The 22,673-nt window shown below is 27.2% G+C and carries 27 protein-coding genes; 8 read left to right on the top strand and 19 right to left on the bottom strand.

From position 1 onward, the window contains the following. The first annotated feature begins 54 nt into the window (after positions 1-54). Positions 55-885, top strand: coding sequence for an ATP-binding protein (locus AVBRAN12637_RS04805; RefSeq protein ID WP_336608579.1), 831 nt, complete (start codon positions 55-57; stop codon positions 883-885). Positions 886-920: 35 nt separating this feature from the next. Here AVBRAN12637_RS04805 and AVBRAN12637_RS04800 read toward each other — a convergent pair whose 3' ends face one another. The 3 genes from AVBRAN12637_RS04800 to AVBRAN12637_RS04790 are packed head-to-tail and all read right to left on the bottom strand — an operon-like array spanning position 921 to position 2,671. Next, positions 921-1,211 (bottom strand): metal-sulfur cluster assembly factor, encoded by a 291-nt coding sequence (locus tag AVBRAN12637_RS04800; RefSeq protein WP_336608580.1) that lies wholly within the window; start codon positions 1,209-1,211, stop codon positions 921-923. Next, positions 1,192-2,340: a hypothetical protein gene (locus AVBRAN12637_RS04795; RefSeq protein ID WP_336607040.1), complete on the bottom strand. Its 1,149-nt coding sequence runs from the start codon at positions 2,338-2,340 to the stop codon at positions 1,192-1,194. Before AVBRAN12637_RS04795 ends, AVBRAN12637_RS04800 begins: the two co-directional genes overlap by 20 nt. Positions 2,341-2,350: 10 nt before the next feature. Next, positions 2,351-2,671, bottom strand: coding sequence for a hypothetical protein (locus tag AVBRAN12637_RS04790; protein WP_214118493.1), 321 nt, complete (start codon positions 2,669-2,671; stop codon positions 2,351-2,353). A gap of 166 nt (positions 2,672-2,837) precedes the next feature. On the opposite strand from AVBRAN12637_RS04790, the gene AVBRAN12637_RS04785 reads away from it, so the two are divergent. Continuing rightward, positions 2,838-3,854 carry a hypothetical protein gene (locus AVBRAN12637_RS04785; protein ID WP_239803590.1) on the top strand — a complete coding sequence of 339 codons (1,017 nt, stop codon included), beginning with the start codon at positions 2,838-2,840 and terminating at the stop codon, positions 3,852-3,854. Here AVBRAN12637_RS04785 and AVBRAN12637_RS04780 read toward each other — a convergent pair. Genes AVBRAN12637_RS04780 through AVBRAN12637_RS04765 form a run of 4 tightly spaced genes read right to left on the bottom strand, consistent with a single transcriptional unit; the run spans position 3,840 to position 6,820 of the window. Beyond that, on the bottom strand, positions 3,840-4,313 hold the full coding sequence (locus tag AVBRAN12637_RS04780) for a YbaK/EbsC family protein (RefSeq protein WP_214118975.1): 474 nt from the start codon (positions 4,311-4,313) through the stop codon (positions 3,840-3,842). The genes AVBRAN12637_RS04785 and AVBRAN12637_RS04780 overlap by 15 nt on opposite strands. Further along, entirely contained in the window at positions 4,306-5,070 is a 765-nt protein-coding gene (locus tag AVBRAN12637_RS04775) for a phosphatidylserine decarboxylase (protein ID WP_214150281.1), read from the bottom strand. Before AVBRAN12637_RS04775 ends, AVBRAN12637_RS04780 begins: the two co-directional genes overlap by 8 nt. An 8-nt stretch (positions 5,071-5,078) precedes the next feature. Further along, positions 5,079-6,170: a metallophosphoesterase gene (locus tag AVBRAN12637_RS04770; protein ID WP_336613858.1), complete on the bottom strand. Its 1,092-nt coding sequence runs from the start codon at positions 6,168-6,170 to the stop codon at positions 5,079-5,081. 2 nt (positions 6,171-6,172) lie between these two features. Next, on the bottom strand, positions 6,173-6,820 hold the full coding sequence (locus AVBRAN12637_RS04765; protein ID WP_214118979.1) for a Crp/Fnr family transcriptional regulator: 648 nt from the start codon (positions 6,818-6,820) through the stop codon (positions 6,173-6,175). A 59-nt stretch (positions 6,821-6,879) separates the two neighbouring features. On the opposite strand from AVBRAN12637_RS04765, the gene gltX reads away from it, so the two are divergent. The 3 genes from gltX to AVBRAN12637_RS04750 are packed head-to-tail and all read left to right on the top strand — an operon-like array spanning position 6,880 to position 10,128. After that, positions 6,880-8,217 (top strand): glutamate--tRNA ligase, encoded by a 1,338-nt coding sequence (gene gltX / locus AVBRAN12637_RS04760; RefSeq protein ID WP_336609414.1) that lies wholly within the window; start codon positions 6,880-6,882, stop codon positions 8,215-8,217. Then, positions 8,204-8,518 (top strand): YggT family protein, encoded by a 315-nt coding sequence (locus tag AVBRAN12637_RS04755; RefSeq protein ID WP_214118983.1) that lies wholly within the window; start codon positions 8,204-8,206, stop codon positions 8,516-8,518. The genes gltX and AVBRAN12637_RS04755 overlap by 14 nt, the downstream gene beginning before the upstream one ends. Continuing rightward, positions 8,515-10,128, top strand: a complete 1,614-nt coding sequence (locus AVBRAN12637_RS04750; protein ID WP_336615424.1) for a lytic transglycosylase domain-containing protein — start codon at positions 8,515-8,517, stop codon at positions 10,126-10,128. The genes AVBRAN12637_RS04755 and AVBRAN12637_RS04750 overlap by 4 nt, the downstream gene beginning before the upstream one ends. 505 nt (positions 10,129-10,633) lie before the next feature. Here the strand turns inward: AVBRAN12637_RS04750 and dnaK are convergent. From dnaK to AVBRAN12637_RS04735, 3 genes are read right to left on the bottom strand one after another with little or no spacing between them, the layout of a single operon-like run. After that, positions 10,634-12,499, bottom strand: coding sequence for a molecular chaperone DnaK (dnaK, locus tag AVBRAN12637_RS04745; protein WP_336615423.1), 1,866 nt, complete (start codon positions 12,497-12,499; stop codon positions 10,634-10,636). A gap of 12 nt (positions 12,500-12,511) precedes the next feature. Then, positions 12,512-13,075 (bottom strand): nucleotide exchange factor GrpE, encoded by a 564-nt coding sequence (locus AVBRAN12637_RS04740; protein WP_214118832.1) that lies wholly within the window; start codon positions 13,073-13,075, stop codon positions 12,512-12,514. Further along, positions 13,072-13,857: a hypothetical protein gene (locus tag AVBRAN12637_RS04735; RefSeq protein WP_214120281.1), complete on the bottom strand. Its 786-nt coding sequence runs from the start codon at positions 13,855-13,857 to the stop codon at positions 13,072-13,074. Before AVBRAN12637_RS04735 ends, AVBRAN12637_RS04740 begins: the two co-directional genes overlap by 4 nt. A 248-nt stretch (positions 13,858-14,105) precedes the next feature. Between AVBRAN12637_RS04735 and AVBRAN12637_RS04730 the strand changes: the two genes are divergently transcribed. Both AVBRAN12637_RS04730 and AVBRAN12637_RS04725 read left to right on the top strand, forming a co-directional pair. After that, the gene (locus AVBRAN12637_RS04730) at positions 14,106-14,351 is read left to right on the top strand and encodes an XRE family transcriptional regulator (protein WP_214118828.1); all 246 of its coding nucleotides are present in this window, start codon (positions 14,106-14,108) and stop codon (positions 14,349-14,351) included. Positions 14,352-14,353: 2 nt separating this feature from the next. Then, complete coding sequence (locus AVBRAN12637_RS04725) at positions 14,354-14,503, top strand: hypothetical protein (protein WP_214118826.1); 150 nt, start codon at positions 14,354-14,356, stop codon at positions 14,501-14,503. Positions 14,504-14,560: 57 nt separating this feature from the next. On the opposite strand, the gene AVBRAN12637_RS04720 is transcribed toward AVBRAN12637_RS04725, so the two are convergent. Together AVBRAN12637_RS04720 and AVBRAN12637_RS04715 are read right to left on the bottom strand one after the other, a co-directional pair. Further along, positions 14,561-15,028 carry a peptidylprolyl isomerase gene (locus tag AVBRAN12637_RS04720; protein ID WP_214118824.1) on the bottom strand — a complete coding sequence of 156 codons (468 nt, stop codon included), beginning with the start codon at positions 15,026-15,028 and terminating at the stop codon, positions 14,561-14,563. Between the two features lie 9 nt (positions 15,029-15,037). Next, entirely contained in the window at positions 15,038-15,745 is a 708-nt protein-coding gene (locus AVBRAN12637_RS04715; protein WP_214118822.1) for a YebC/PmpR family DNA-binding transcriptional regulator, read from the bottom strand. Positions 15,746-15,800: 55 nt separating this feature from the next. On the opposite strand from AVBRAN12637_RS04715, the gene AVBRAN12637_RS04710 reads away from it, so the two are divergent. Beyond that, complete coding sequence (locus AVBRAN12637_RS04710) at positions 15,801-16,325, top strand: GNAT family N-acetyltransferase (protein ID WP_336607048.1); 525 nt, start codon at positions 15,801-15,803, stop codon at positions 16,323-16,325. Here AVBRAN12637_RS04710 and AVBRAN12637_RS04705 read toward each other — a convergent pair. The 7 genes from AVBRAN12637_RS04705 to AVBRAN12637_RS04675 form a co-directional block, all read right to left on the bottom strand. Then, positions 16,311-17,063 (bottom strand): TSUP family transporter, encoded by a 753-nt coding sequence (locus AVBRAN12637_RS04705; protein ID WP_336614651.1) that lies wholly within the window; start codon positions 17,061-17,063, stop codon positions 16,311-16,313. The genes AVBRAN12637_RS04710 and AVBRAN12637_RS04705 overlap by 15 nt on opposite strands. Positions 17,064-17,160: 97 nt before the next feature. After that, entirely contained in the window at positions 17,161-17,919 is a 759-nt protein-coding gene (locus AVBRAN12637_RS04700) for a sulfite exporter TauE/SafE family protein (RefSeq protein WP_336615422.1), read from the bottom strand. Beyond that, the gene (locus AVBRAN12637_RS04695) at positions 17,906-18,679 is read right to left on the bottom strand and encodes a TIGR02757 family protein (RefSeq protein ID WP_214118814.1); all 774 of its coding nucleotides are present in this window, start codon (positions 18,677-18,679) and stop codon (positions 17,906-17,908) included. Before AVBRAN12637_RS04695 ends, AVBRAN12637_RS04700 begins: the two co-directional genes overlap by 14 nt. After that, positions 18,676-19,665, bottom strand: a complete 990-nt coding sequence (locus tag AVBRAN12637_RS04690; protein WP_214118812.1) for a glycoside hydrolase family 3 N-terminal domain-containing protein — start codon at positions 19,663-19,665, stop codon at positions 18,676-18,678. Before AVBRAN12637_RS04690 ends, AVBRAN12637_RS04695 begins: the two co-directional genes overlap by 4 nt. Beyond that, a complete protein-coding gene (locus AVBRAN12637_RS04685; RefSeq protein ID WP_214150452.1) occupies positions 19,662-20,540 on the bottom strand; it encodes an NAD(P)H-dependent glycerol-3-phosphate dehydrogenase in 879 nt (292 codons plus the stop codon). Before AVBRAN12637_RS04685 ends, AVBRAN12637_RS04690 begins: the two co-directional genes overlap by 4 nt. Then, positions 20,537-21,955 carry an Asp-tRNA(Asn)/Glu-tRNA(Gln) amidotransferase subunit GatB gene (gatB, locus tag AVBRAN12637_RS04680; RefSeq protein WP_336614653.1) on the bottom strand — a complete coding sequence of 473 codons (1,419 nt, stop codon included), beginning with the start codon at positions 21,953-21,955 and terminating at the stop codon, positions 20,537-20,539. Before gatB ends, AVBRAN12637_RS04685 begins: the two co-directional genes overlap by 4 nt. Beyond that, entirely contained in the window at positions 21,955-22,638 is a 684-nt protein-coding gene (locus AVBRAN12637_RS04675) for a F0F1 ATP synthase subunit A (RefSeq protein WP_214118807.1), read from the bottom strand. The genes gatB and AVBRAN12637_RS04675 overlap by 1 nt, the downstream gene beginning before the upstream one ends. Between the last annotated feature and the right edge of the window lie 35 nt (positions 22,639-22,673).

Raw genomic sequence — 22,673 nt, 5'->3', positions numbered from 1 at the left:
GAAATAAAATTCTTTTTTCCTTATAATTTTTCAAAAATTATTTAAGGAGAAAAGATGAAAAAATATATTTTAAGTATAGCATTACTTGCTAGTATGAATGCAATGGAAGTTAAAGAAATCAATGCTTTTGCTTCGCCTGAGAGTGTTGTGGCAAATAAAGATTATGTATTTGTCTCAAATGTAGGTCAAAAAATTGAGCCTTTAAACAAGGATTTAGATGGTTATATAAATATAATCTCAAAAGCTGATGATAAAATCAATGTATTTGTAAAGAATTTAAATGCTCCAAAAGGTATGAAGATTATTAACAATACACTTTATGTTGTAGATATTGATACTTTATACGGCTTTGATATAACAAGCAAAAAAGAAGTATTTAAGCTAGAAATTAAAGGCTCGGTATTTTTAAATGCAATTGAGAGCTTAGATAATAATACTCTTTTAGTAAGTGATACTGGCACTTATACGATTTTTGAAATCAATTTAAAAGATAAAAACTATAAAACTTTTATGAATATTGACAAAAATTATGGTGGTCCTAATGGCTTATTGATTGATAAAAATTCTTTATATGTTGTAGGGTATGATCCTAGTGAAAAAGATGGCGGAGCTATTTTAAAAATTGATTTAGCTAGTAAAAATATAGAAAAACTAAGTGATAATTTAGAGCAATTTGATGGAATTGTTAAAATTAATGATGATATTTTAGTATCTAGCTGGGGTAAAGAGCTAAATGGTTATATTTATAAACTTAATCAAAATAAATTAGAAAAACTAGATTTAAAAGCACTTAAAGGACCTGCTGATATGTTTTATGATAACTCTACAAACACACTTTTAGTGCCTGAAATGGCTAATAATTCTTTATTAAAAATCAAACTATAATTAGAATTTACTATGAGAAAATCTCTCATAGTAAATCAAAAACTTAAAGCATTTTTGACCTCATCGCTAGCCATTTCTATACTCCAAGCAGGTTCAAACACTAAATCAATATCAACACTATCTATTCCATCTACACTTAAAACAGAGTCTTTTACCCAAGTTATCAGTAAATCGTGCATAGGACAAGACTTAGTAGATAAGGTCATAGTGATTTTACAATATGAATTATCAATTTGTATATCATAAATAAGCCCTAAAGCTAAAATATCAAAACCCACTTCAGGGTCAATTACATTTGAAATTGCATTAATTACTTGCTTTTTCATTCTTTGCTCCTTTGTAATTTATATAAGTAAAAAAATTGATTACATTAATTAAAAGACCTATATTTAACGCTATATATAAATAAATTGATGAACTAAAATAAAGAGAAATTACTAAGCATATATTAATTAGCATAGTAAAAAAAGCTGCTTTTTTAATCACCATATCATCTAATAAAGGGACTTTTATTTTTCCGATTAATTTTGAAATAAAATGAAACCATATTAAAAATGGCAAAATCTTATAAATATGTGCGATTATAAAAGGTAAAATCGTTGCAAAAATTAATAATTTAATAGCTAAAGCATAGTCTAAAACATAAAATTCTCTCATCGCTAAAAACGAGCCAATACAAGCAAAAACAATATTTAAATTCCAATAATCTTTAGCCTTTCTTGTTCGTATTTTAAGTATATATAAACACCAAAATACAAAACAAGCTAGGGAAAAAATCGCTATACTTTTATGAAAAAATGCTAAAAAATACGCCACTAAACTAAGCCATAATAAATAATTTTTATGCTTATGAGTTAGTGCAAACATTGGCAATAATACACTAGCAGCACCTATACAAATAAACAAAATAAAACCTAACATAAAATATATATGAAGATGAAGAATTAGTTCATAGTCTAAATATATAAGCCCGTTTAAAATAAGCACAATTAAACCAGCACAAACTAAGCCTAATGCTAAAAAAACAACCCCACAAAATAAAGCACTTTTAGCAATATTATTAAAATCAAAAAATGATATTAAAAACAGCACAATAAAATAAAAAACACTTAAAATCATAGCAAATACGCTATATTTTAGTAATTCCAAATCATAATTTAAAAACGAATACATAATAAAGGCTAAAGAGATATTGCAAATAAAACTCACAAAAAATACACCTTTTATACTAAAGAATGCTTTTTCATAAATTACCGAGCTTAATTGATAAAGGCTACCTATTATTATATTTAAAGCAAATCCAGCAAAAAAACAATGTAAAAACGCTTTAAATTGATAACTCTCAAAATCATAATTTGAATAAGAAAATAAAAACATAAAAGCTAATAAATAGCAAAATGCAAATATAAAATAAATAGCCACCACTTTAAATGGTGGTGCGAATGCGTTTAACATAATTTAGCCCTTATGGATGGTCTTTACAAGCTTCATCAAAATTGCTATGCTCTTTAATTTTAGTAAATACTAGCCAAAAAAGTCCATCTTTTTGTGTAGTTTGAATATCATAATATGGCTTCACGCTAGGAAGTAAGCCTAAAGGATTTTTATGATTTAGCATAATTAATTTTTGATTAGGCTTTAAATTATTTAAGCCAACTCTAGCATTTATCATAGGTTCAGGTGGCATACACTGACTACTATCAAAAGCTAAATATTCATCATTCTCATAAAATTCAACCGTAGCATTTGCTAAACTAACTTTTTTCCAAGATTTAAAATCAAACATTTTTTCTCCTTTTTTCTCACTATTCTAAAAAAGTTTAAAAATTTTGACTTTGACTTAAGTCAATTTGAAGTTCAAAAAAAGAAAAATTAAATACTTAAATAAATTTTTAAATCAAATTCCTAAATATATATTTGCTATAATAAACCTTATTTTTACAAGGTTAAATATGAATATAAATCAAATAATTAATTTTAAATTTAATTTTAAAAAGATTTTATACAAAGCTTTATTTATTGTTTTTATAATAATTCCACTTTTATATATTTTAATTATGAGTTTATATTTATTAGAATTTAATCCACAAAAATATAGTAAAAACCCAGAAGCAAGTGAAAAATTTTTAACCGGATATTTATTTATTGATATTGCAAATACATTAAATATATTTTTTAAATATGATAGCTTTATTGTAAGACCTTTTTTAAATATAGCTAAAAATTATTATGATGAAGGTAAAAAGCTCTTGCCAGATGATAGTATTGAAGATATTATGTGGTGGGTTTTGTATTATAAACGCATGTATGGTTTAACTAAAAAAACACAAGATTATAGTATGTTAGACAAGCTAAGCTACGATGATTATCAAGAAATCTATGAAATGATAAAAAGAGTGCCTTATGGCAATATTTATTATGATGTGGATATTATGACAGAATATAGACTATCTAATATGCTTGGTTTGGTTATGCTATATATGTCTCATTCTCCACATAAAAGGTCATATGAATATTATATAAAAGATTATGATAAAGCAAGTGAAATTTATGAGCTTTTAAATATAGCTTTTAATAAATACTATTCATATCAAGCAGAGAAAAAATTTAATTACGCACTATACCTAGAAGTAGTCATAGATATCTTAAGAACTTCAGCATTTAAATATTATAGTGAAAACAATTACTACGATGGAACTTCAAAAATAGATGTTACTGATATACCTTTACCTGATTATATTTGTAATGCTACAGACACAATAAAAATTAATGAATACTTTAAAAAAGCTATTTTATTTACAGATAAAAGTAATGTATATATAAAAAATATCTATGATGGTCCGGTTAATTATTTATATGCTTTACATAAATATTGCCCAGAAGATAAGGAAATAAGATACAGAATGCTCAATGTTATTGTTAATAAATTTCAACCAATGTATAAAAAAGGAGAATTAAATGATAGATGAATTGCTTATACTAGCAATATTAAAAAGCTTTTGAATATATTTTGCATTTATTTTTAGCTGAAGACCACGAAGCCCAGCACTAAGCACAAAATACTCAAGCTCTAAAGCTCTTTCGTCAATAAATCTAACATAATCTTTTTTCATACCAAAAGGCGAACAACCGCCCCTAATATATCCTGTTTTATCCTTTAATTTATCAAGTTTTAAAAGGCTTAAGGATTTTTCTCCTACTGCCTTTGCAAAAGATTTTAAATCTATTTCTAAATCCCCTTGAATACAAGCAACATACAAGGCATTTTTACCCTCGCAAACTATGGTTTTGTAAATATATTTAATATCAATTCCTGTCTTTTTTGCTACGCTAATTGCTGATAAATCATCATCTACTTCATAGCTTAATAATTCATAATCTATTTTTAAAGTATCTAAAAACCTTGCTGCATTAGTCTTTTTAATCATTTGCTATTCTCTGTCCGAATTTAATCGCACCAACTTGGCATTCAAGTTTTAAATCATCGCCTAAGATTAAAATAGTAGAACCCATCAAAAATCTTCCTAGCATTTCGCCTTTTTTTAAGCTTACATTATCATAGTTTTTCTCATAATCACTTGCATTTTTCATATTAGTTTGCACGCTTGTATCAAAATCAAATTCCATCTTGCCAACATTTACAGCTCCTACAAAAACCATATAAAAAATATCTCCACTATCTTTTTTGCAAGTTAAAACCACACGCTCATTTCTTGAATACAAATTATCATGCTTACTAAGTGCTTTTAAATTAACGCTAAAAAGCTCCGCACAAAAATATTTTAGATTTAAAACCTGCATATTACAAGGACTATGATAATTGTGATAATCCCTTGGACTAAGATAAATATTTAAAAAATCAAGCTCATTTTTAGGAGTAAAACCTAAAAGCTCTTTAATATCATAATCTTTACCTTTTATACTAAATGCCTTTAAATTTGAGCTTTTTGCATAACTTAAAATAGTGCCATCACAAGGACTTATAAAGCCGCTTTCAAATTCTCTTGGCTTTATTAATCTTCTAGTAAAAAGAGCTAATAAACTATCGTATTCTTTATAATCTTTAAACTCATCTAAAGGTATATTAAAATGCTTTACATAAGTTTTGTTTATATAATTTTGCATAATTTTTGGATATTTTATGCTTACTAATTTACCAAAAATTCTTGAAATTGTTTTTCTCATTATATTCCTTAAAGTCTAATTATTACTATTTCACTAGGTGCTAAAAAGCGTATAGATGGACCCCAAAATCCAGCACCACTACTAACATATAATTTAGTTTTTTTACCGATTTCATAAAGTCCGTGCAAAAATCCTTGCTGCATTAAAACAAAAATACTAAATGGGAAAATCTGCCCTGCGTGAGTATGCCCTGATAAAACTAAATCAAATCTACTCAAATCAAATTCCTTAGCTACAACAGGTTGATGAGCTAATAAAATATTGTATTTAGTATCATTAAAATTTTTATAAATTGGGGCTAAATCCATTGGCATTCCATATTTTGCACCCTTTAAATCATTTATACCACTAAGCACTATTTTGCCTAAATCTATGCTTTCATTTTCTAATACTTTTATATTAGTTTGCTTTAATTTTGCTATGATTTTTGTAGCGTCGTGGTAGTATTCGTGATTGCCCGTTACATAAAAACAAGGCTTATTAAAGGTATTTAATAAATCCAAATAATCAATATCATCTATGTTAGTATCTATTAAATCCCCAACAATTACTACATAATCAACTTCTTGTTCGTTGATTTTTGCGATTAATTTTTCTAAAAAATCTTTATGCAAATTCTTGCCTAAATGCACATCACTTATCATTGCGATTTTTATTCCTAAATTAGCATTTAAATCTACATATTTAATAGGTGGAATTTTAATTGCCTTAAATATACCTTGTAAAAAACACCCAAATGCAACAAATAAAACACCTAAATCACAAATTAATTTTAAAGTTTTTCTTCTATTTGTGTCTATATTTTTTACGCTTTTAAAGGCTATAAATTTAACAATATCATAAATTAAAGCGATTAAAAAGAAGAAGAAAGAAAAACCCAAAAGAATTGATAAAGTAGTATAAAGAAAATCAGGCAAAAAATTAGCTCTCATAGAGAACAAAAACACAACATTAGATATAAACAAAACTATGCAAACTACTAAAAAAAAGCCTTTAAATCTAGGGAAAATTACTCTAAATAATTGTCTATAAATATAAGCATTTGCAATAAAAACAGCAACGCAAAATGCAATAGCAAATAATAAATGGTGTAAGCTCATAATTAATTCTCGTAAAGTGATTTTAAATATTTTTCATCATGAATTATTAAGTTTTTATCATCATCAAAACTAATAATTCCATCATTTTTAAACTTAGCTAAAATTCTAGAAAAAGTCTCTGGAGCTAGATTTATAAATGAAGCTAATTGGATATGCTTTATGCTCTTAAATACTTCGCTTTGCTCGCAAACTAATTTAGCTAGCTTTGCTTCAGCACTTAAAATCATTTCATTATGAACGAATTCTGATAAATAAATTAACTTTTTTGAAATTCCACTTAATAAAGCTAGAACAAAATCAACCTTAGTTAAAAACTTATTTTTAAGCTCTTCAAAATCAATCTTAATCACTTCCCCACTATTTAAAAAACTAGCACTCGCAGGAAAAGGGATATTTTCAAAATTAGCTAATTCGGCTACAAAAGAAATCGGAGTTAATTTATGCATAAAAATTTCAGCTCCTTTTTGGTTGGTTTTATAAACCTTAATATTTCCTTTAATTAATAAGTGCAAATACTTACTACTTTCACCTTCCATAAATAGCATTTCGCCTTTTTCGTAGCTTTTAAGAATACAAATTTTTGCTAATTCTTCAAGCTCATTTTCGCTAAAATCTTTAAAAAAAGAAATTTTTTTTAATACTTCTTTCATTGGCACTCTTTTTACTTTCTTAAAATAGAATTATGAAAAATCATATCAAGGAATTACAAATGTTTAGATTTGCCCCATCACCTACAGGCGATATGCATATAGGGAATTTAAGGACTGCCGTTATTAATTATGTATGTGCGAAAAAATATAATAAAAAGTTTATTTTAAGGATAGAAGACACAGATACTGCTAGAAATATTCAAGGCAAAGAAGAAGAGATTAAGAGTATTTTAAATTTATTTGGGATTAATTGGGACGAATACTATGTGCAAAGCACTCATCTAGCAACTCATCAAAAATTAGCAGCAAAATTATTAGAAAATGGTTCTGCTTTTAAATGCTATTGCACCGAAGCTGAATTAGAAGAGAAAAAAGAATTAGCAAAAAACGAAAAAAGAGCTTATAGATACGATGGAACTTGCGAGAATTTAAAACAAGATTTAAATAAACCATTCGTAATAAGACTTAAAAAACCTAAAAACACAATCACTTTCAAAGATGAAATAAAAGGCGTTTTATCATTTGAGCCAAATGATGTTGATAGTTTTGTAATTTTAAGAGCTGATGGGACACCTACATATAATTTTGCATGTTCTATGGATGATATGTGCGAAGGAGTTAGCTTTATTATCCGTGGAGAAGACCATGTAAGCAATACTCCAAAACAAGAACATATAAAGGCGTCTTTAGGCTTTAATGAAAGTATGCAATATGCACATTTACCTATCATTTTAGACGAAGAAAGCGGTCAAAAAATGAGTAAAAGACAAGAGCATTCAAGCGTAAAATGGCTTTTAAATGAAGGCTTTTTGCCTGATGCGATAGCTAATTATTTACTAGCTTTAGGAAATAAAACCCCTGATGAAATTTTTACGATGGATAATGCAATTTCTTGGTTTGAAATAAGCAATATTTCTAAATCTCCGGCTAGATTTAGTATGGCAAAATTAAGATTTATAAATAGAGAACATATTAAGATTTTAGATGATGAAATTCTAGCTAGATTATTGTTTAAAGATGAGTTTTTAGCTAAGTTTAGCAATGTAAAAGTATTAGCAAAATTAGCAAAACTTCACTTAGAAGAAGCAAGCACTTTAAATGAAATTAGAGCTAAACTTAGTGGATATTTTCTACCATTTAATGTAGTTTTTGCTAACAATTTAGACTTTAGTGAGAGTGCGAAAATATTAAAAGCTGAATTAGAAAAATCAAACCTACCTAGCAAATACGAAGAATTTAAACTAAATCACAACGCTAATTTAAAAGGCAAACAATTATTTATGAGCTTAAGATTATTGCTTAGTGGTTCAGCTCACGGCCCTGAATTAGCACAAATTTATGAGATTATGCAACCTTGTATGAGCGAGTTCTTAAAGGTAAAAGATGAGCTTTGCTGATATTGTAGTTTTACTACTTGTATTGATAATAAGAGGACTAAATATTTATTCTTATTTAGTTATTGCCTATTGTTTATTTTCGTTTTTTCCACAAGCTTTTACAAGCCCTATCGGATATAAAATATACAATATTGTATATAAATTAGTAAGACCTGCCTTTGATTTAGTATATATGATAATACCGCCTAGATTTTTAAATATAGGTATGGTAAGTCTTGCTCCTATTGCTGTTTTCGTAGGAATACATTTATTACAAATCGGATTATTTGAATTAGTAAAAATCGTAAAAGGATTATTATGAAAAAATTAATTAGTATATTATTAATTGCTCAAGCTTTATTTTCATATACTTATGAAGAATTAAAAAATGAGCCAAACTCACTTGCTAAGGACTTTTTTTTATATAATTTATTAAAAAATAATGAGATAAAAAAAGAAGATTTAAAAGAATTTAAAACACATATTTTCCGTTTTGCTGGAGTTATGAAAAAAGAATATGAAAAACTAAGCAAAGATATTAAAGAAGAGCCAAAAACATTACCTGCTGATTCTTGCTATAATTATTCAATCAATTCTATAATGAACGCAGATGAAAAATGTCAGATATTTAGACTAAAAGAAATAAATTTTGCAAAAAAGTTAAGCAAAGAAAACCTAATAAAACTAGCAAATATTTATAAACAAAAAGATAAAAATCTAAGCTCGCAATTAAGCATATTAGCTAACAAAAACCCTGTGGCAGAAAGCATTAAAAAAGGTGATGGAAAAACCTTAATGAAGCTTTATTATGATGGATATAAGCTAGATGATTTTTCTCCAGGGCCACTTACTCGTGCTAGTATGATGGAACACCCTAATGCTTATAAATTTTTAAACTCAGCTATAGTAGATGATAAATATCCAAAAATAAAAGAAAAATTAGCAAGTCTTGATAAAGAAGACGCTAAAGAAGATTTAGCATTTGTATTAGGTTTAAATGCACTTATGTTTAATAAAAATGCCTTAGCAGAAAAATACTTTTTAAGAGCTAATAAAACTTATAAATATAAAAGACCAAAGGATAATGCTTTATTTTTTGCTTATTTAGCTAGTAATAAAACTAGGCATTTAGATACTTTAGCAAATAGTGATGATTTAAATATTTATAGTATTTTAGCAAAAGAGCTAACAAACACACCATTACCGACCATCATCACACCAAATCCTACAAAAAGCATAGATTATCCTATAAATAATGCTTTAGTTCAAGCTAGATTTATGAATGACATTAAAAACGCTGATACTCAAAAGCTTAGTGAAATGCAAGAATATTTTAATACCAAAAATACTCAAGGACAATATCTAGTAATTAGCGATAAATTAAGTAATTTTAAAGATAATATTTATCCAATACCATTTCCTGAAGAATTAGCCAGTTATAGCGTAGAGCAAAAAGCACTAATTTTAGCTATTGCTAAACAAGAAAGCAGATTTTTACCAGCTTCTGTAAGCACTTCTTATGCTTTAGGTATGATGCAATTTATGCCTTTTGTAGCAAGACATACTGCTAAAGTTGATTTTAATGATAATGATTTTGATGTTACTCAAATGTTTGACCCAAAAATAGCTTATAAATTCGCAAACGCTCATATAAATACGCTTAAAAAAGGAGTTAAGCATCCTATATTTATAGCTTATGCTTATAACGGGGGCTTAGGATTTACTCAAAGAATGCTAAAAAAAGATTATATGTTTAATCCAAATTCTAAACTAAAATCATATGAACCATTCTTATCAATGGAGCTTGTGCCTTATTTAGAAAGTAGATTGTATGGTAAAAAAGTTTTAGCAAACTATTATATCTACCTAAAAATATTAGGTCAAAATGTAAAAATGAGTGATTTAATAAAACAAATAGATAAAAATCAATAATATAGGTATTTTTACCTATATTATCCTTAGCTTTTGCACTAAATTATAAGAGCTAAAAACCATTTAAAGCTTAAATACTAGTATAAAAAAACAATTCAAATGATTTTAATAACTTACTTTATAATAATTGATATATGCTTTGAATATTGCAGTAATAAAAAATAAATTATATTTTGGGTTTAAAATTGCTATCAAATGTTTTTAAAAATACTTAATTTTTATATATGCTTATTTAAAAACTATATGACTTATTTAAATTCTTAAAAATTATTTTATAAAATATAAGAACTCTTATTTTATATACTTTTCATACTTAATTGTAATTTACAAAATTAATTCAGAGCTTGCAATCTATTTTTGTGTAAAAATATAATATTTACTAAATTTTACCATCAATAAAAATAAACATTAAAAGATATTTTAAATTAAGATAAATTAGGAATTTCAAATTGAAATTCCTAAAATTAAGGATAAATCCTTGTAAGACTAGTTTTTTAATAAATTATTATTCTACTTCTGCATCTACTGCATCATCTTTTTCGCTTTTTTTAGCGTCTTTGCTATCATCTTTTTTGTAAAGATTTTCAGCTAATTTATGACTTGCGTCGCTTAGTTTTTTCATTTTCTCATCTATTTGAGCTTTTGTTGCGTTTTCATTATTTACTACATCATTTAGCTCATTTATTGCACCTTCAATCTCTTGTTTAATTGCAGGTTCTACTTTATCTCCTAAATCATTTAGACTTTTTTGAACTTGATGAACTAGGCTTTGAGCTTGATTTTTCGCATCTACTACTTCTCTTCTTAATTTATCAGCTTCTTTGTTTTTCTCAGCTTCGTTTATCATATTTTTAATCTCTTCATCACTTAATCCGCTTGAACCTGTGATTGTGATATTTTGAGCTTTACCACTTGCTTTATCTAATGCACTTACCGTTAAAATACCATTTGCGTCAATATCAAATGTAACTTCAATTTGCGGCACACCTCTTGGAGCTGCTGGGATACCTTCAAGATTAAAATTACCAAGAGATTTATTATCACGGCTAAACTCACGCTCACCTTGTAAAACATTAATAGTAACTGCACTTTGATTATCTTCTGCAGTTGAGAATGTTTGGCTTTTTTTAGTAGGAATTGTTGCACCTTTTTCTATGATTTTACTCATAACTCCGCCTAAAGTTTCAATTCCAAGACTAAGTGGAGTAACATCAAGTAAAAGCACATCTTTTACATCACCTTGAATAATTCCTGCTTGAGTAGCAGCACCCATTGCAACAACTTCATCAGGATTTACGCTTTTATTTAGTTCTTTTCCAAATACTTTTTTAACTTCTTCTTGAACTAAAGGCACACGAGTTGAACCTCCAACCATTACTACTTCCTTAATCTCGTTTTTGCTAATTCCTGCTTCACTTATAACTTCATTGATTTTTGTGATAGTTTCAGCCACAAGTGAGTCAATCATTCCTTCAAATTGAGCTTTTGTGATTGTTTTTACAAGGTGTTTTGGACCTGTTGCATCAGCTGTAATGAATGGTAAATTCACTTCAGTTTGATTTGTGCTTGAAAGCTCTTTTTTAGCGTTTTCTGCTGCTTCTTTTAATCTTTGTAACGCCATTTTGTCATTTCTTAAATCAATTCCTTGCTCATTTTTAAACTCAGTTGCTAAGAAATCAATTAATTTATTATCAAAATCATCTCCACCTAAAAACGCATTACCACCAGTTGCTAAAACTTCTACAACACCATCACCAGTTTCTAAGATTGTAACGTCAAATGTCCCACCACCTAGGTCATATACTGCAATTTTTTCAGCACTTACTTTATCAAGACCATAAGCTAGAGCTGCTGCAGTTGGTTCGTTTATAATTCTTAATACATTTAATCCTGCGATTTGACCTGCTTCTTTAGTAGCTTTTCTTTGTGCATCGTTAAAGTATGCTGGAACGGTAATTACTGTATCAGTTACAGATGTTCCTAAATAGCTTTCAGCATCTTCTTTAAGTTTCATTAAAACTTTTGAAGAAATTTCTTGTGGAGTGTAAGTTTTACCTGCAATTTCTATCGCACAAGCACCATTTCTATCTACTATTTTATAAGGTAAATGTTTTGCCGCTTCTTTAGCATTGTCTTCATTCATCATAAGACCCATAATTCTTTTAATTGAATAAATTGTTTTTTCTGGGTTTGCTACTGCTTGGCGTTTTGCACTATCACCTACTAAAACTTCGCCTTTATCTGTAAATGCTACAATTGAAGGGGTTGTGTTTTTTCCTTCTTTATTTGGAATTACTTTTTTTTCTCCACGCTCATAAATTGCTACACATGAATTTGTTGTTCCTAAATCTATACCTATTGCTTTTCCCATATTTTTCTCCTTTTATTTTGATACGCTTACTTTACAAGCTCTAATTATTCTGTCATTTATCATATAACCCTTTTGAAACATAGCTGCAACACAATTTGGCTCAAGCTCTGCTTCAACATGCATCATAGCTTCGTGATAACTAGGGTCAAATTCATCACCTTCATTAGCTACGATTTCTTTAATTCCGTGTTTTGCTAGGATATTTTTAAATAAACTTAAAGTATTATCAATACCTTGTTTAAGTTGTTTTGAAAACTCATCATCTGCTTCAAAATTACTAGCATTTTCTAATGCGTCTAAAACAGGTATTAAATCCTTAAGCAATCCTTCTTGTGCATATAAAACAGCACTTTGCTTATCTTTTTCTAAGCGTTTTTTATAATTTTCAAAATCTGCATTAGCTCTAAGATAAGCGTCTTTTAATTTTGCAAATTCTTCATTTGCCTTATCAAGCTCTGCTCTTAAAGCAATTTCTTCATTACTTAACTCATTTTGTTCGCATTCACAATTTTCATTGCATTCGCAAACTTCTTCGTTATTTACTACATTTTCTTCTTGCGTGGCTTTTTCGCTCATATCGCCTCCCTTAATTGATTTAAAACATTTTCATAGTCTGTAAAAATACTACCTGCAATTATTAAAGAGCTTTTATTTTGCATATAATTACAATCTAATTTAACTCCCATAAAATCAGGTAAAAATAGCTCATCATAAATCAAGTTATTAGTAAAATAATCAAGTAACTTTAAATTCATAATAGAACTAAATGAAGAAAGTTTTACAATATTTGCAAAAATTTTTTCTCCACATATAAATTTAATTTTATTTTTAAAAGAATTTTCAATATCACTTAAAGTATTTATTAAATTTAATCTATATAAAATAGTCTTAATATCATTTATCTCGTATCCTTTTAACTGATTAAAAAGTATATTTAATTCATCATTAAAATCAATCAAAACCCTATTTTCTATAAAATCTAAAATAATAAATCTATTTTCAATGTTTAAAATATCATTTAAAAATATTTTTTTGTTATCAACAATAAGGAAAAACAAATCATTCTCGTTAGCAACTCTTAATAAATTTAAAGTTGAGTTTAATTCTAATTTAGAATTTAATTCATAATTAAAAAATTGCTTCCAATAATATTTCATAGCTTTTTGAGTAGGAATTCTTCCACCGCTTGCGTGAAGTTTTGAAATATAACCATCACTATCAAGTTGTTTAAAATAAACTCTTATAGTGCTTGCAGGAACATTCAAACTATCTTGCAATAACATAGAGCCAATTGGATTTTGCTCGCTTAAATAAGCTTTAATCATTTGCTCTAGTATAAAATCAGTTTTTTTACTCATTATCACTCATACCTTAAAATTGATAAGCAAATTATATCACTTGAGTTGTTAACTATCAAGTAACTATTTAGTCTAATACACTCAACTTAATTTAGTAAAATTATTTAACCATATATTTTATACATTATTTCGTATATATTTTATTTTTTAATGTATTAATTTAAGGATATTTTGTATTTTTTATATTTTTTTACAAATATAAACTCCGTTTTAGCGAAGTTTAATTTTTAAAATCGTATAATTTAAAAATGATTGAGACGAACGATATATTTAATTTATTACATAATGCGATAGAAAGTAAAGAAAATGGTAAGAAAATTTCTTTGCAAGCAATGTCGCAGCGTTTAGGATTACCTATGCGAACTTATCAAGACTGGCGTTTAGGTAATTCTAAACCACAAGCAGTAAAAGCTGTATTTACAATGCTTTGTGAATTAGATGATGATGAGTTATTATTTTTAATGTCTCGTATAAGAAAACAATTAAAGGATTAAAAGTGATTACCGAAAAGGAAAGAATAGAACTTGATATGATATTTAATAGTATTAGAACAAGTAAAAAAAATATAATAAAAAGATATTTAAAAAATATCTGCAAAAAACTTTTATATCCTCGTAAAAAGCAATATAATCATCAATTTAATTAATTTTCAAATTCTTTAACCTAAATTAAAGAATTTGAATCATATCTTAGATATTTTAAATTATTTTATTTCAATACTTTCAATAATATCGCCTTGGCGGATACTATCAAGAACCTTTAAGCCATCTTCATTATTAACTTGACCAAAAATCGTATGAACTCCATCTAAGTGTGGTTGTGCTGAATGACAAACAAAAAATTGAGAGCCACCAGTATCACGACCAGCGTGAGCCATAGATAAAGTCCCTCTTAAATGCTTATGTTCTTGATTTTTGCATTCACATTTAATATTCCAACCAGGACCACCTGTGCCTGTGCCTAAAGGACAACCACCTTGAATAACGAAATTAGGAATTACTCTATGAAATTTTAGACCATTATAAAATCCATTTTTTGCTAAATGAACGAAATTTAAAGTAGCTTGCGGGCTATCTTTAAATAAAGTTAATTTCATATCACCTTTATTTGTCTTAATAATAGCTTCATTAATATTTTCTAAATCTGCAAAATTGTCATATACCTTTAACATAATTTTTCCTTATTCTATATTTGTATAAACTGCTTGAACATCATCATCTTCTTCAAGCTTATCTAATAATTTTTCAAGTTCAGTGATTTGCTCTTCACTAAGACTTATTGGATTGTTTGGGACATATTCAAGTCTTCCACTAACAAGCTCTAATTTAAGCTCATCAATTCCTGTACTAAGCTCTTTAAAGCTATCATAAGCTCCAATAATTCTTACATTTTCTTCTTCATCTTCTAATTCTTCTAAACCAAAATCAATTAGGCTTAATTCTAATTCTTCTAAATCCATATTAGGCTTTTTACATACAAAAACACTTTTTCTTGAAAATAAAAATTCTAAACTACCATTTACAAGTGGAGTAGCTCCGTTTTTGTTAAAAATAGCTTTTATATTAGCTGCGGTTCTATTGGTATTATCAGTAGCAACTTCAACTATAATTTGCACTCCGTAATTAGCTTTAGCTTCATAATGAAGGCTTTTAATATCGTTTCCATCTTTACCTGCTGCTCTTTTTAATGCCGCGTCAATATTATCTTTTGGCATATTTTGAGCTTTTGCTGTTGCTATTGCTGAACGAAGTTTTGCGTTCATTTCAGGGTCAATTCCACCTTCTTTTGCTGCAACTTCAATAGCTTTTGCTAACTTTGGAAATATCTTACTCATCTTATCCCAACGAGCTTCTTTTGCTGCACGTCTGTATTCAAACGCTCTTCCCATATTCACCTCTTATAATTAAAATTTGGTTAAGATTTTACAAAAACAAGGATAACTAATGATTAGACCTGCTAGAATGAGTGATTATAAGGCTTGCGAGATTTTAGACTTAGCTATGGCTGAGTTTAGTGAAAACTTTTTTAACGAGAAAGACTATCATAAAAAAATAGAAAAATTTTATGAATTTTTTGGCAAGGAAAAAACTAGATTTTGTCTTGATAATTTATTTGTATATGAAAAAGACAATCAAATTATTTCAATTTGTTGTGCTTATGGCGATAGAGAATATAATGATGACGCTTTAAAGCAATATTTAAAAAATATAAACTCAAATTATGAGATTATAAAAGAATGCGATAAAGACGAATTTTATATAGATAGTGTAGCGATAATTCCTAGCTATAGAAAAATGGGAATATTAAAAGAAATGCTTGAATATGCAATTAATATAGCAAAAAATAAAGGTTATAAAAAAATTACACTAATAACCAAATCTTCACAAATATACGAAAGATATGGTTTTAAAGTAATAAATGAGTGTAAAGAATTTGAAAACTATTTTAAAATGCTAAAAGAAATTTGAATATATTAATTTACAAATAGTGCAAAAAACAATAATTATAAAAACCCATCTAATTATATTTATATTAATTTTTAGAAGGCATTTACCACCTAAATAAGCGCCTATTATCCCACCTATTCCCATAATAAGACCAAGTTTAATTAAAACATCATAAAAGCACAAAAAGAAACATAAAGAACAAACATTACTTGTAGTGTTTAATAATTTAGTATTTATTGACGCTTGCTTTAGATTAAATCCTAATAAAGAAGTAAATGCTAATATCCAAAATGAGCCAGTTCCTGGTCCTATAAAACCATCATAAAATCCCAAAATAACACCAAAAATTATTAAAAATAAAGTAGTGCTTAAAATAGCTTTTTTGTTTATATTCCCTAAATTTGGCTTAAAAATAGTATAAATAAATACTAATATTAAAATAACTAAAATAAGTGGCATAATAGCTTCATTAGATATTAAAAGCAAAACATAACTTCCAAGAATTGAAAAAATTGCTGTTATTAAAATTCCAAGTCTTAATTCTTTAAATTTTATTTCTTTTCTTAAACTAAATACAGCAGAAACTGCAGCCATACTAGCCTGCAATTTACCCGTTGCAATAGCTAAAGATGGTGGCACTCCAAGTCCTAAAATCACAGGCAATGTAACAAGTCCGCCACCACCAACAACAGCATCAATAAAACCACCAATAAATGAAGCTAAAAAGCCTATAAAATATTCTAATAAACTAAATTCCATAAAGAAATTATATAATAATTTTAGTTAAATTATACAAGACTAAATAAGTTTATAAAAAGTCTTTTATATAAATAAATTTTATAATTTGTAATAAAAATTATTTTAAATAATATTCATAAGTTAGTTTAAGTAAAGTTATAAAAACAATAACTAAAAATATTTTTTTGATAGAATCACTTTTGTATTTTAAAACAAATTTAGCACCTAAAAATGCTCCAAATATACCACACATAGCCATTTTTAGACCAAGTGAATAATAAATCTTAAAATCTATCATAAATATTATAAGAGAAATCATACCACTTGCCATACATAAAGCTTTAGCATTAATACTTGCTTGTTTAATATCTTGACCTATTAAACTAATGCTAGCAAATATCCAAAATGAACCTGTAGCAGGCCCTAAAAATCCATCATAAAATCCTATCAATAAGCCAAAAAACGGATAGAATAATTTTTCACTCATTATTTGCTTAGCTTTAATACTACCTAGTTTTGAATTGAAAATAGAATATATAAAAATCAATAAAAGAGTAAATAATATAATGGGTTTTAATGGTTCAGGATTAATTATTAAAAGAACCCTAGCACCTAAAATACCACCTATTATGCTAAAAATCATTCCTATAAATACTTTTTTAAATTCTATATATTTAAAAAGGGTTGAAAACGAACAACACATCGCAAACATTGCTTGAAATTTGTGAGTGCTAATGGCTAATTGTTCTCCTAAATTAAAAGCAATTAGCATAGGTATTATAATAAGCCCTCCACCACCGCAAATTGCATCAATAAAGCCAGCAAATAGTGCCGATATTAAAACTACAATTTCTTGGATAATACTAATTTCTGGCATTTTTAATTAATTCTTGTAAAGAATTTTCATCATTAGTCTGAGATATTCTATATAAAGCAAAATCGTATTTTAAAGGGTCTTCATTACAAAAATTTTTTAAAGCCTTACTAAGCTCTAGCATACATTTTTGATCGGCTTGTTTTCTTTTAATAAGTCCTAACATAAGCCCCATTTTATGTGTATGCGTATCAAGTGGCATTAATAAATCAGCAGGGCTAATTTCACTAAACAAACCTAAATCTAAATTATCATTTCTTACCATCCAGCGATAATACATACAATATCTTTTATACGCACTTGTATTATTAACTTTACTAAAAAAGAATTCATACCCATCACTTCTATAATCATTCAATGAATAAATTTCAGTAATTAAAGCTTGAATAACTTCTAATATTTTATTATTTTTGCTTGTTTTATAAATTTTATGACTAAAATCTTTTATACTTGATTTTTCTTTAAATCTTTTTAGACTAATAAAAATTTCTGCTACATCTCTTTCGTTTTGAAATCTATATTTGTGATTTATTTGCCTTATTTCTTCATCGCTTTTATTAAGTAAAGTAAAATCAAGTTTTTTTAAAAATTTTACTATAGCACCAGCATTTCCATACGCAAATAAAGCGCATATTAAAGCAATAAATTCTATATCTTTGCTATTAATATTATCATATACTACTTGCAATGGGTCAGGGTGTGAATATAAATTATCAATTGTATTTTTAATACCACTTTGTTCATCTAATAATTTTTTTATCATATTCTCTCTTTTAAAGAAGTAATTTTTATATAAGATTCTTCTAATCTACTTCTACTTATTTTGCCATCATCTACTGCTTGACTTATAATATCAACAACATAACTTGCTGTGTCTCCATACTTTATCCTAGATAATCCAAAATATAATATATCAACTCCAGCATTTATACTATCAATTATCCTATCTTTAAAATCTATGCCATCTAAATCACCACCTAAGATATCATCACTTACTATTACCCCATTAAATGATAAATCATTTTTTAATATATTAATGATTTTCTTAGACATATTTGCTGGTTTTTTATCTAATATAGGATAAATTTTATTTGAAACCATTATCATATCAACTTTATTAGTTTGTGTAAAATCATAAAATGGCTTTAAAAAACTTAATCTATAATCTTTAACAAAACTTGAAGAATTATTCATATCTCCAGGAAAAGTTTTAGCTGCTATTAAAATATTACTTTGCCTAAAAGCATCAGAGTATTCTCTAGCATAGATACTAAGTTTATCTAATAAATCATTAGTTATACTAGTATTTACCCCTAATGTTAAATTTAAATTAAGTCCTAATTCTTTTAAATTTAAAGCTGATTTTAGATAATTCAATCTAGCATCATTAATATTTAAATTCTGATTAATAAAATCAGGTTCTTTACAATATAAAAAATCATAATTTTTATCTAAATCTTTATAATCAATACCTAAAAATAATGGATTTACAATTGCTATATTTTTAAATCTACTTACTAATTTTTTTGCCTGTTCAATATCTGTGAAATTATTTGCCCTAAAAACTATACCACCAACTTTTCCAAGACTAGCTTCTTGACCTAATTTTCTTATATTGTATTCTTTAATATCTTTTCCATTAAAACCTATCATAATCATCTGACCAGCTAGTCTTTGGGTGCTTATATTTGATAAATTTTGAGAATACAATACAATATTTATAAACAATATAATTAAAAATTTTTTCATTTTTTTAATAAATCTTGTAAGCTAGTTTTTACATTCTTGCCATTTAAAATTAATAAAATTTCATTAGCAATAGGACAATATATATTATGTGTTTTTGCAATTTTACAAACTGATTTAGTAGTATCAATTCCTTCAGCAACTTCATTTAATTCTTGCTTAATTTCATCTTGATTATAGCCCTTTGCAAGCATTAATCCCACTCTGTAATTTCTTGATAATGTTGAGCTAGCAGTTAAAAATAAATCACCTGCCCCACTTAAACCTAGAAAAGTATTATCTTTAGCACCAAAAAACTTACCAAATCTAGTAATTTCTATAAGACCACGAGAAATAAGAGCAGCTCTTGCATTATTACCTAATTCTAATCCATCACAAATTCCACTAGCAATAGCAATAATATTTTTATATGCACCACAAATCTCAGCACCAACGACATCATTATCGGTGTATGTCTTTATAAAACTAGGAAAAAAATTAGCAAATTCTTGATTTAACTTATCATTAACACCACTAATTACAAGTGCTGTTGGTAAATTTTTACTAACTTCTGCTGCAAAAGATGGGCCAGTTAAAACACTAATATTTTCTATTGGAAAAAACTTAGAAAATACATCGTGTAAAAACAAGTCTTGATAAATACCTTTTGAAGCGATTAATACATAATTATCATTTAAATTACTAAAGTTAGCTCTAAGATAATCATAGGTTCCTTGAGCACTTAATGCAAATATTAAATATTTACTTTTTTTAGCTTCGTTTATATCAATATATTCACCTGATTTTTTACTAAAAGAACAAATATTTACTTTGTTATTAAGTGAGATAGCATGAGCTATTGCACTACCCCACTTACCAGAACCAATTACGCTAATCATCCAAGCTTAGCCTTTAAAAGCTCATTTACTTTATTTGGATTAAAAGCTCCTTTGCCTTCTTTCATAGTCTGTCCTACAAAAAATCCAAACAACTTATCTTTACCTGACTTATATTCAGCTACCTTATCTGCATTCTTAGATAATATTTCATCTATTATTGCATTAATAGCACCATCATCACTAACTTGTTTTAATCCTAGTTTATCAATAGCATCGCTTACACTTATATCGTTTTCAAACAAATAAGCTAAAACATCTTTGCCTGCTTTATTTGATATTTCACTATTTTCAATAGCTTTTATCAAATCTGCTAATTTTTCTTTTCCTACAGGAGAATTTGTTATATTTAATTCACCTTTTAATAAACCCATTAATTCTACACTTAACCAAGTTGTACTAAGTTTTGGAGAACAACCTGATTTTATTAAATATTCAAAAAACATAGCCATTTCTAGTGAGCTTACTAAAACCTTAGCATCATCTTCTTTTAGCCCATACTCGCTAACATAACGAGATATTTTCTCATCTGCAAGTTCAGGAATTGCAACATTAATCATATCAGCACTAGCAAATACAGGTAATAAATCAGGGTCTGCAAAATATCTATATTCAGCAGCTTCTTCTTTGCTTCTCATAGGTTTTGTAACAAGTCTTGTAGTATCAAATAATCTTGTTTCTTGAACTACTTCACTATCATACTTACCATCCATCCAAGCAGCTATTTGGCGTTCTTTCTCATACTCTATTGCTTTTTGAATAAATTTAAAACTATTTAAATTCTTAATTTCTACTCTTGTATAAAATTTATTATCGCCTTTAGGTCTGATAGATATATTAACATCACATCTAAAAGAGCCTTCTTGCATATTAGCATCACTAATATCTAAAAATCTTATAATAGAATGAAGTTTTTTAAGATAAGCTACAGCTTCATCAGCGCTTCTAATATCTGGCTCACTTACAATCTCAAGTAGTGGAGTTCCCGCACGATTTAAATCTACTAAAGAATTATCGTTTTCGTGAATATTTTTACCTGCATCTTCTTCAAGGTGAGCTCTAGTAATTCCTACTGTTTTTTTACCAAAATCACCTTCAATTTCTAATTTTCCACCTTCAACTATTGCCACATCAAATTGTGATATTTGATAAGCTTTAGGTAAATCAGGATAAAAATAGTTTTTTCTATTAAAAATACTTACTTCATTAATTTTTGCGTTAATTGCTTTACCAAAATATATAGCCTTTTGTAAAGCTTCTTTATTTAATACAGGTAAAGCTCCAGGCAATGCCAAACACACAGGGCAAACATTAGTATTAGCAACTTCACCAAAACTTGTCGCACAAGAACAAAAAATCTTAGTTTTTGTATTAAGCTGAGTATGAACTTCTAAACCAATAACTACTTCAAATTCCATTAATGCTCCTCATCAATTGCAATAGCACTAGCTATATATACATAAGTTAAAATCATAAATACAAACGATTGTAAAAATGCCATAAATGTTAAAAGAAAATATGGTGGAAGCGGAGCTACGATTGGAACTAAAGCCAAAATAACACCTAAAAATAAATCATCTCCTTTAATATTTCCAAAAAGACGGAAAGATAAAGAAACTATACGAGAAAAATGTGATATCACTTCAACAACAAACATAAGTGGAGCAATCACTTTAACAGGACCAAAAAAATGCTTGAAATACTTAAAAAATCCTTGAGTTTTTATGCCTTCGTAATGATAGTATATAAAAACAATTATTGCTAAAGGAAGTGTTAAATTTAAACTAGCACTAGGAGCTTCAAATCCAGGAATTATACCTATTATATTGCTTACAAAAACAACTAATCCAAGAGTAGCGATTAAAGGAACATATTTTAAAGCTGCTTCCTTTGAGCCTAAAGTATCTTTACCCATAGATAAAACACCATCTAAAAACATTTCCATAATATTTTGAATACCTTTTGGAACTAATTGCATTTTAGAAGTTGCTAATTTTGCTAAAACCAAAATAATTGCAATAACTAAAACGAAATGAATTAAATAAGTAATCGCTTTATTGTCATCAGCTATAAAATCACTAAATAAAAATAAATTGTGCATTTATTATCCTTAAAATTTGAAAGTAATCTGCTGAT

Source organism: Campylobacter sp. RM12637 (assembly GCF_020137645.1).
Taxonomy (GTDB): domain Bacteria; phylum Campylobacterota; class Campylobacteria; order Campylobacterales; family Campylobacteraceae; genus Campylobacter_E.
The sequence above is the reverse complement of the archived record's forward strand: the minus strand, read 5'-3'. Positions and strand labels throughout refer to the sequence as shown.

Bases quoted from the DNA above. Each gene is read 5' to 3' on its own strand.
- AVBRAN12637_RS04805 (WP_336608579.1), top strand. From the start codon at position 55: ATGAAAAAATATATTTTAAGTATAGCATTACTTGCTAGTATGAATGCA.
- AVBRAN12637_RS04800 (WP_336608580.1), bottom strand. From the start codon at position 1,211: ATGAAAAAGCAAGTAATTAATGCAATTTCAAATGTAATTGACCCTGAA.
- AVBRAN12637_RS04795 (WP_336607040.1), bottom strand. From the start codon at position 2,340: ATGTTAAACGCATTCGCACCACCATTTAAAGTGGTGGCTATTTATTTT.
- AVBRAN12637_RS04790 (WP_214118493.1), bottom strand. From the start codon at position 2,671: ATGTTTGATTTTAAATCTTGGAAAAAAGTTAGTTTAGCAAATGCTACG.
- AVBRAN12637_RS04785 (WP_239803590.1), top strand. From the start codon at position 2,838: ATGAATATAAATCAAATAATTAATTTTAAATTTAATTTTAAAAAGATT.
- AVBRAN12637_RS04780 (WP_214118975.1), bottom strand. From the start codon at position 4,313: ATGATTAAAAAGACTAATGCAGCAAGGTTTTTAGATACTTTAAAAATA.
- AVBRAN12637_RS04775 (WP_214150281.1), bottom strand. From the start codon at position 5,070: ATGAGAAAAACAATTTCAAGAATTTTTGGTAAATTAGTAAGCATAAAA.
- AVBRAN12637_RS04770 (WP_336613858.1), bottom strand. From the start codon at position 6,170: ATGAGCTTACACCATTTATTATTTGCTATTGCATTTTGCGTTGCTGTT.
- AVBRAN12637_RS04765 (WP_214118979.1), bottom strand. From the start codon at position 6,820: ATGAAAGAAGTATTAAAAAAAATTTCTTTTTTTAAAGATTTTAGCGAA.
- gltX (WP_336609414.1), top strand. From the start codon at position 6,880: ATGTTTAGATTTGCCCCATCACCTACAGGCGATATGCATATAGGGAAT.
- AVBRAN12637_RS04755 (WP_214118983.1), top strand. From the start codon at position 8,204: ATGAGCTTTGCTGATATTGTAGTTTTACTACTTGTATTGATAATAAGA.
- AVBRAN12637_RS04750 (WP_336615424.1), top strand. From the start codon at position 8,515: ATGAAAAAATTAATTAGTATATTATTAATTGCTCAAGCTTTATTTTCA.
- dnaK (WP_336615423.1), bottom strand. From the start codon at position 12,499: ATGGGAAAAGCAATAGGTATAGATTTAGGAACAACAAATTCATGTGTA.
- AVBRAN12637_RS04740 (WP_214118832.1), bottom strand. From the start codon at position 13,075: ATGAGCGAAAAAGCCACGCAAGAAGAAAATGTAGTAAATAACGAAGAA.
- AVBRAN12637_RS04735 (WP_214120281.1), bottom strand. From the start codon at position 13,857: ATGAGTAAAAAAACTGATTTTATACTAGAGCAAATGATTAAAGCTTAT.
- AVBRAN12637_RS04730 (WP_214118828.1), top strand. From the start codon at position 14,106: ATGATTGAGACGAACGATATATTTAATTTATTACATAATGCGATAGAA.
- AVBRAN12637_RS04720 (WP_214118824.1), bottom strand. From the start codon at position 15,028: ATGTTAAAGGTATATGACAATTTTGCAGATTTAGAAAATATTAATGAA.
- AVBRAN12637_RS04715 (WP_214118822.1), bottom strand. From the start codon at position 15,745: ATGGGAAGAGCGTTTGAATACAGACGTGCAGCAAAAGAAGCTCGTTGG.
- AVBRAN12637_RS04710 (WP_336607048.1), top strand. From the start codon at position 15,801: ATGATTAGACCTGCTAGAATGAGTGATTATAAGGCTTGCGAGATTTTA.
- AVBRAN12637_RS04705 (WP_336614651.1), bottom strand. From the start codon at position 17,063: ATGGAATTTAGTTTATTAGAATATTTTATAGGCTTTTTAGCTTCATTT.
- AVBRAN12637_RS04700 (WP_336615422.1), bottom strand. From the start codon at position 17,919: ATGCCAGAAATTAGTATTATCCAAGAAATTGTAGTTTTAATATCGGCA.
- AVBRAN12637_RS04695 (WP_214118814.1), bottom strand. From the start codon at position 18,679: ATGATAAAAAAATTATTAGATGAACAAAGTGGTATTAAAAATACAATT.
- AVBRAN12637_RS04690 (WP_214118812.1), bottom strand. From the start codon at position 19,665: ATGAAAAAATTTTTAATTATATTGTTTATAAATATTGTATTGTATTCT.
- AVBRAN12637_RS04685 (WP_214150452.1), bottom strand. From the start codon at position 20,540: ATGATTAGCGTAATTGGTTCTGGTAAGTGGGGTAGTGCAATAGCTCAT.
- gatB (WP_336614653.1), bottom strand. From the start codon at position 21,955: ATGGAATTTGAAGTAGTTATTGGTTTAGAAGTTCATACTCAGCTTAAT.
- AVBRAN12637_RS04675 (WP_214118807.1), bottom strand. From the start codon at position 22,638: ATGCACAATTTATTTTTATTTAGTGATTTTATAGCTGATGACAATAAA.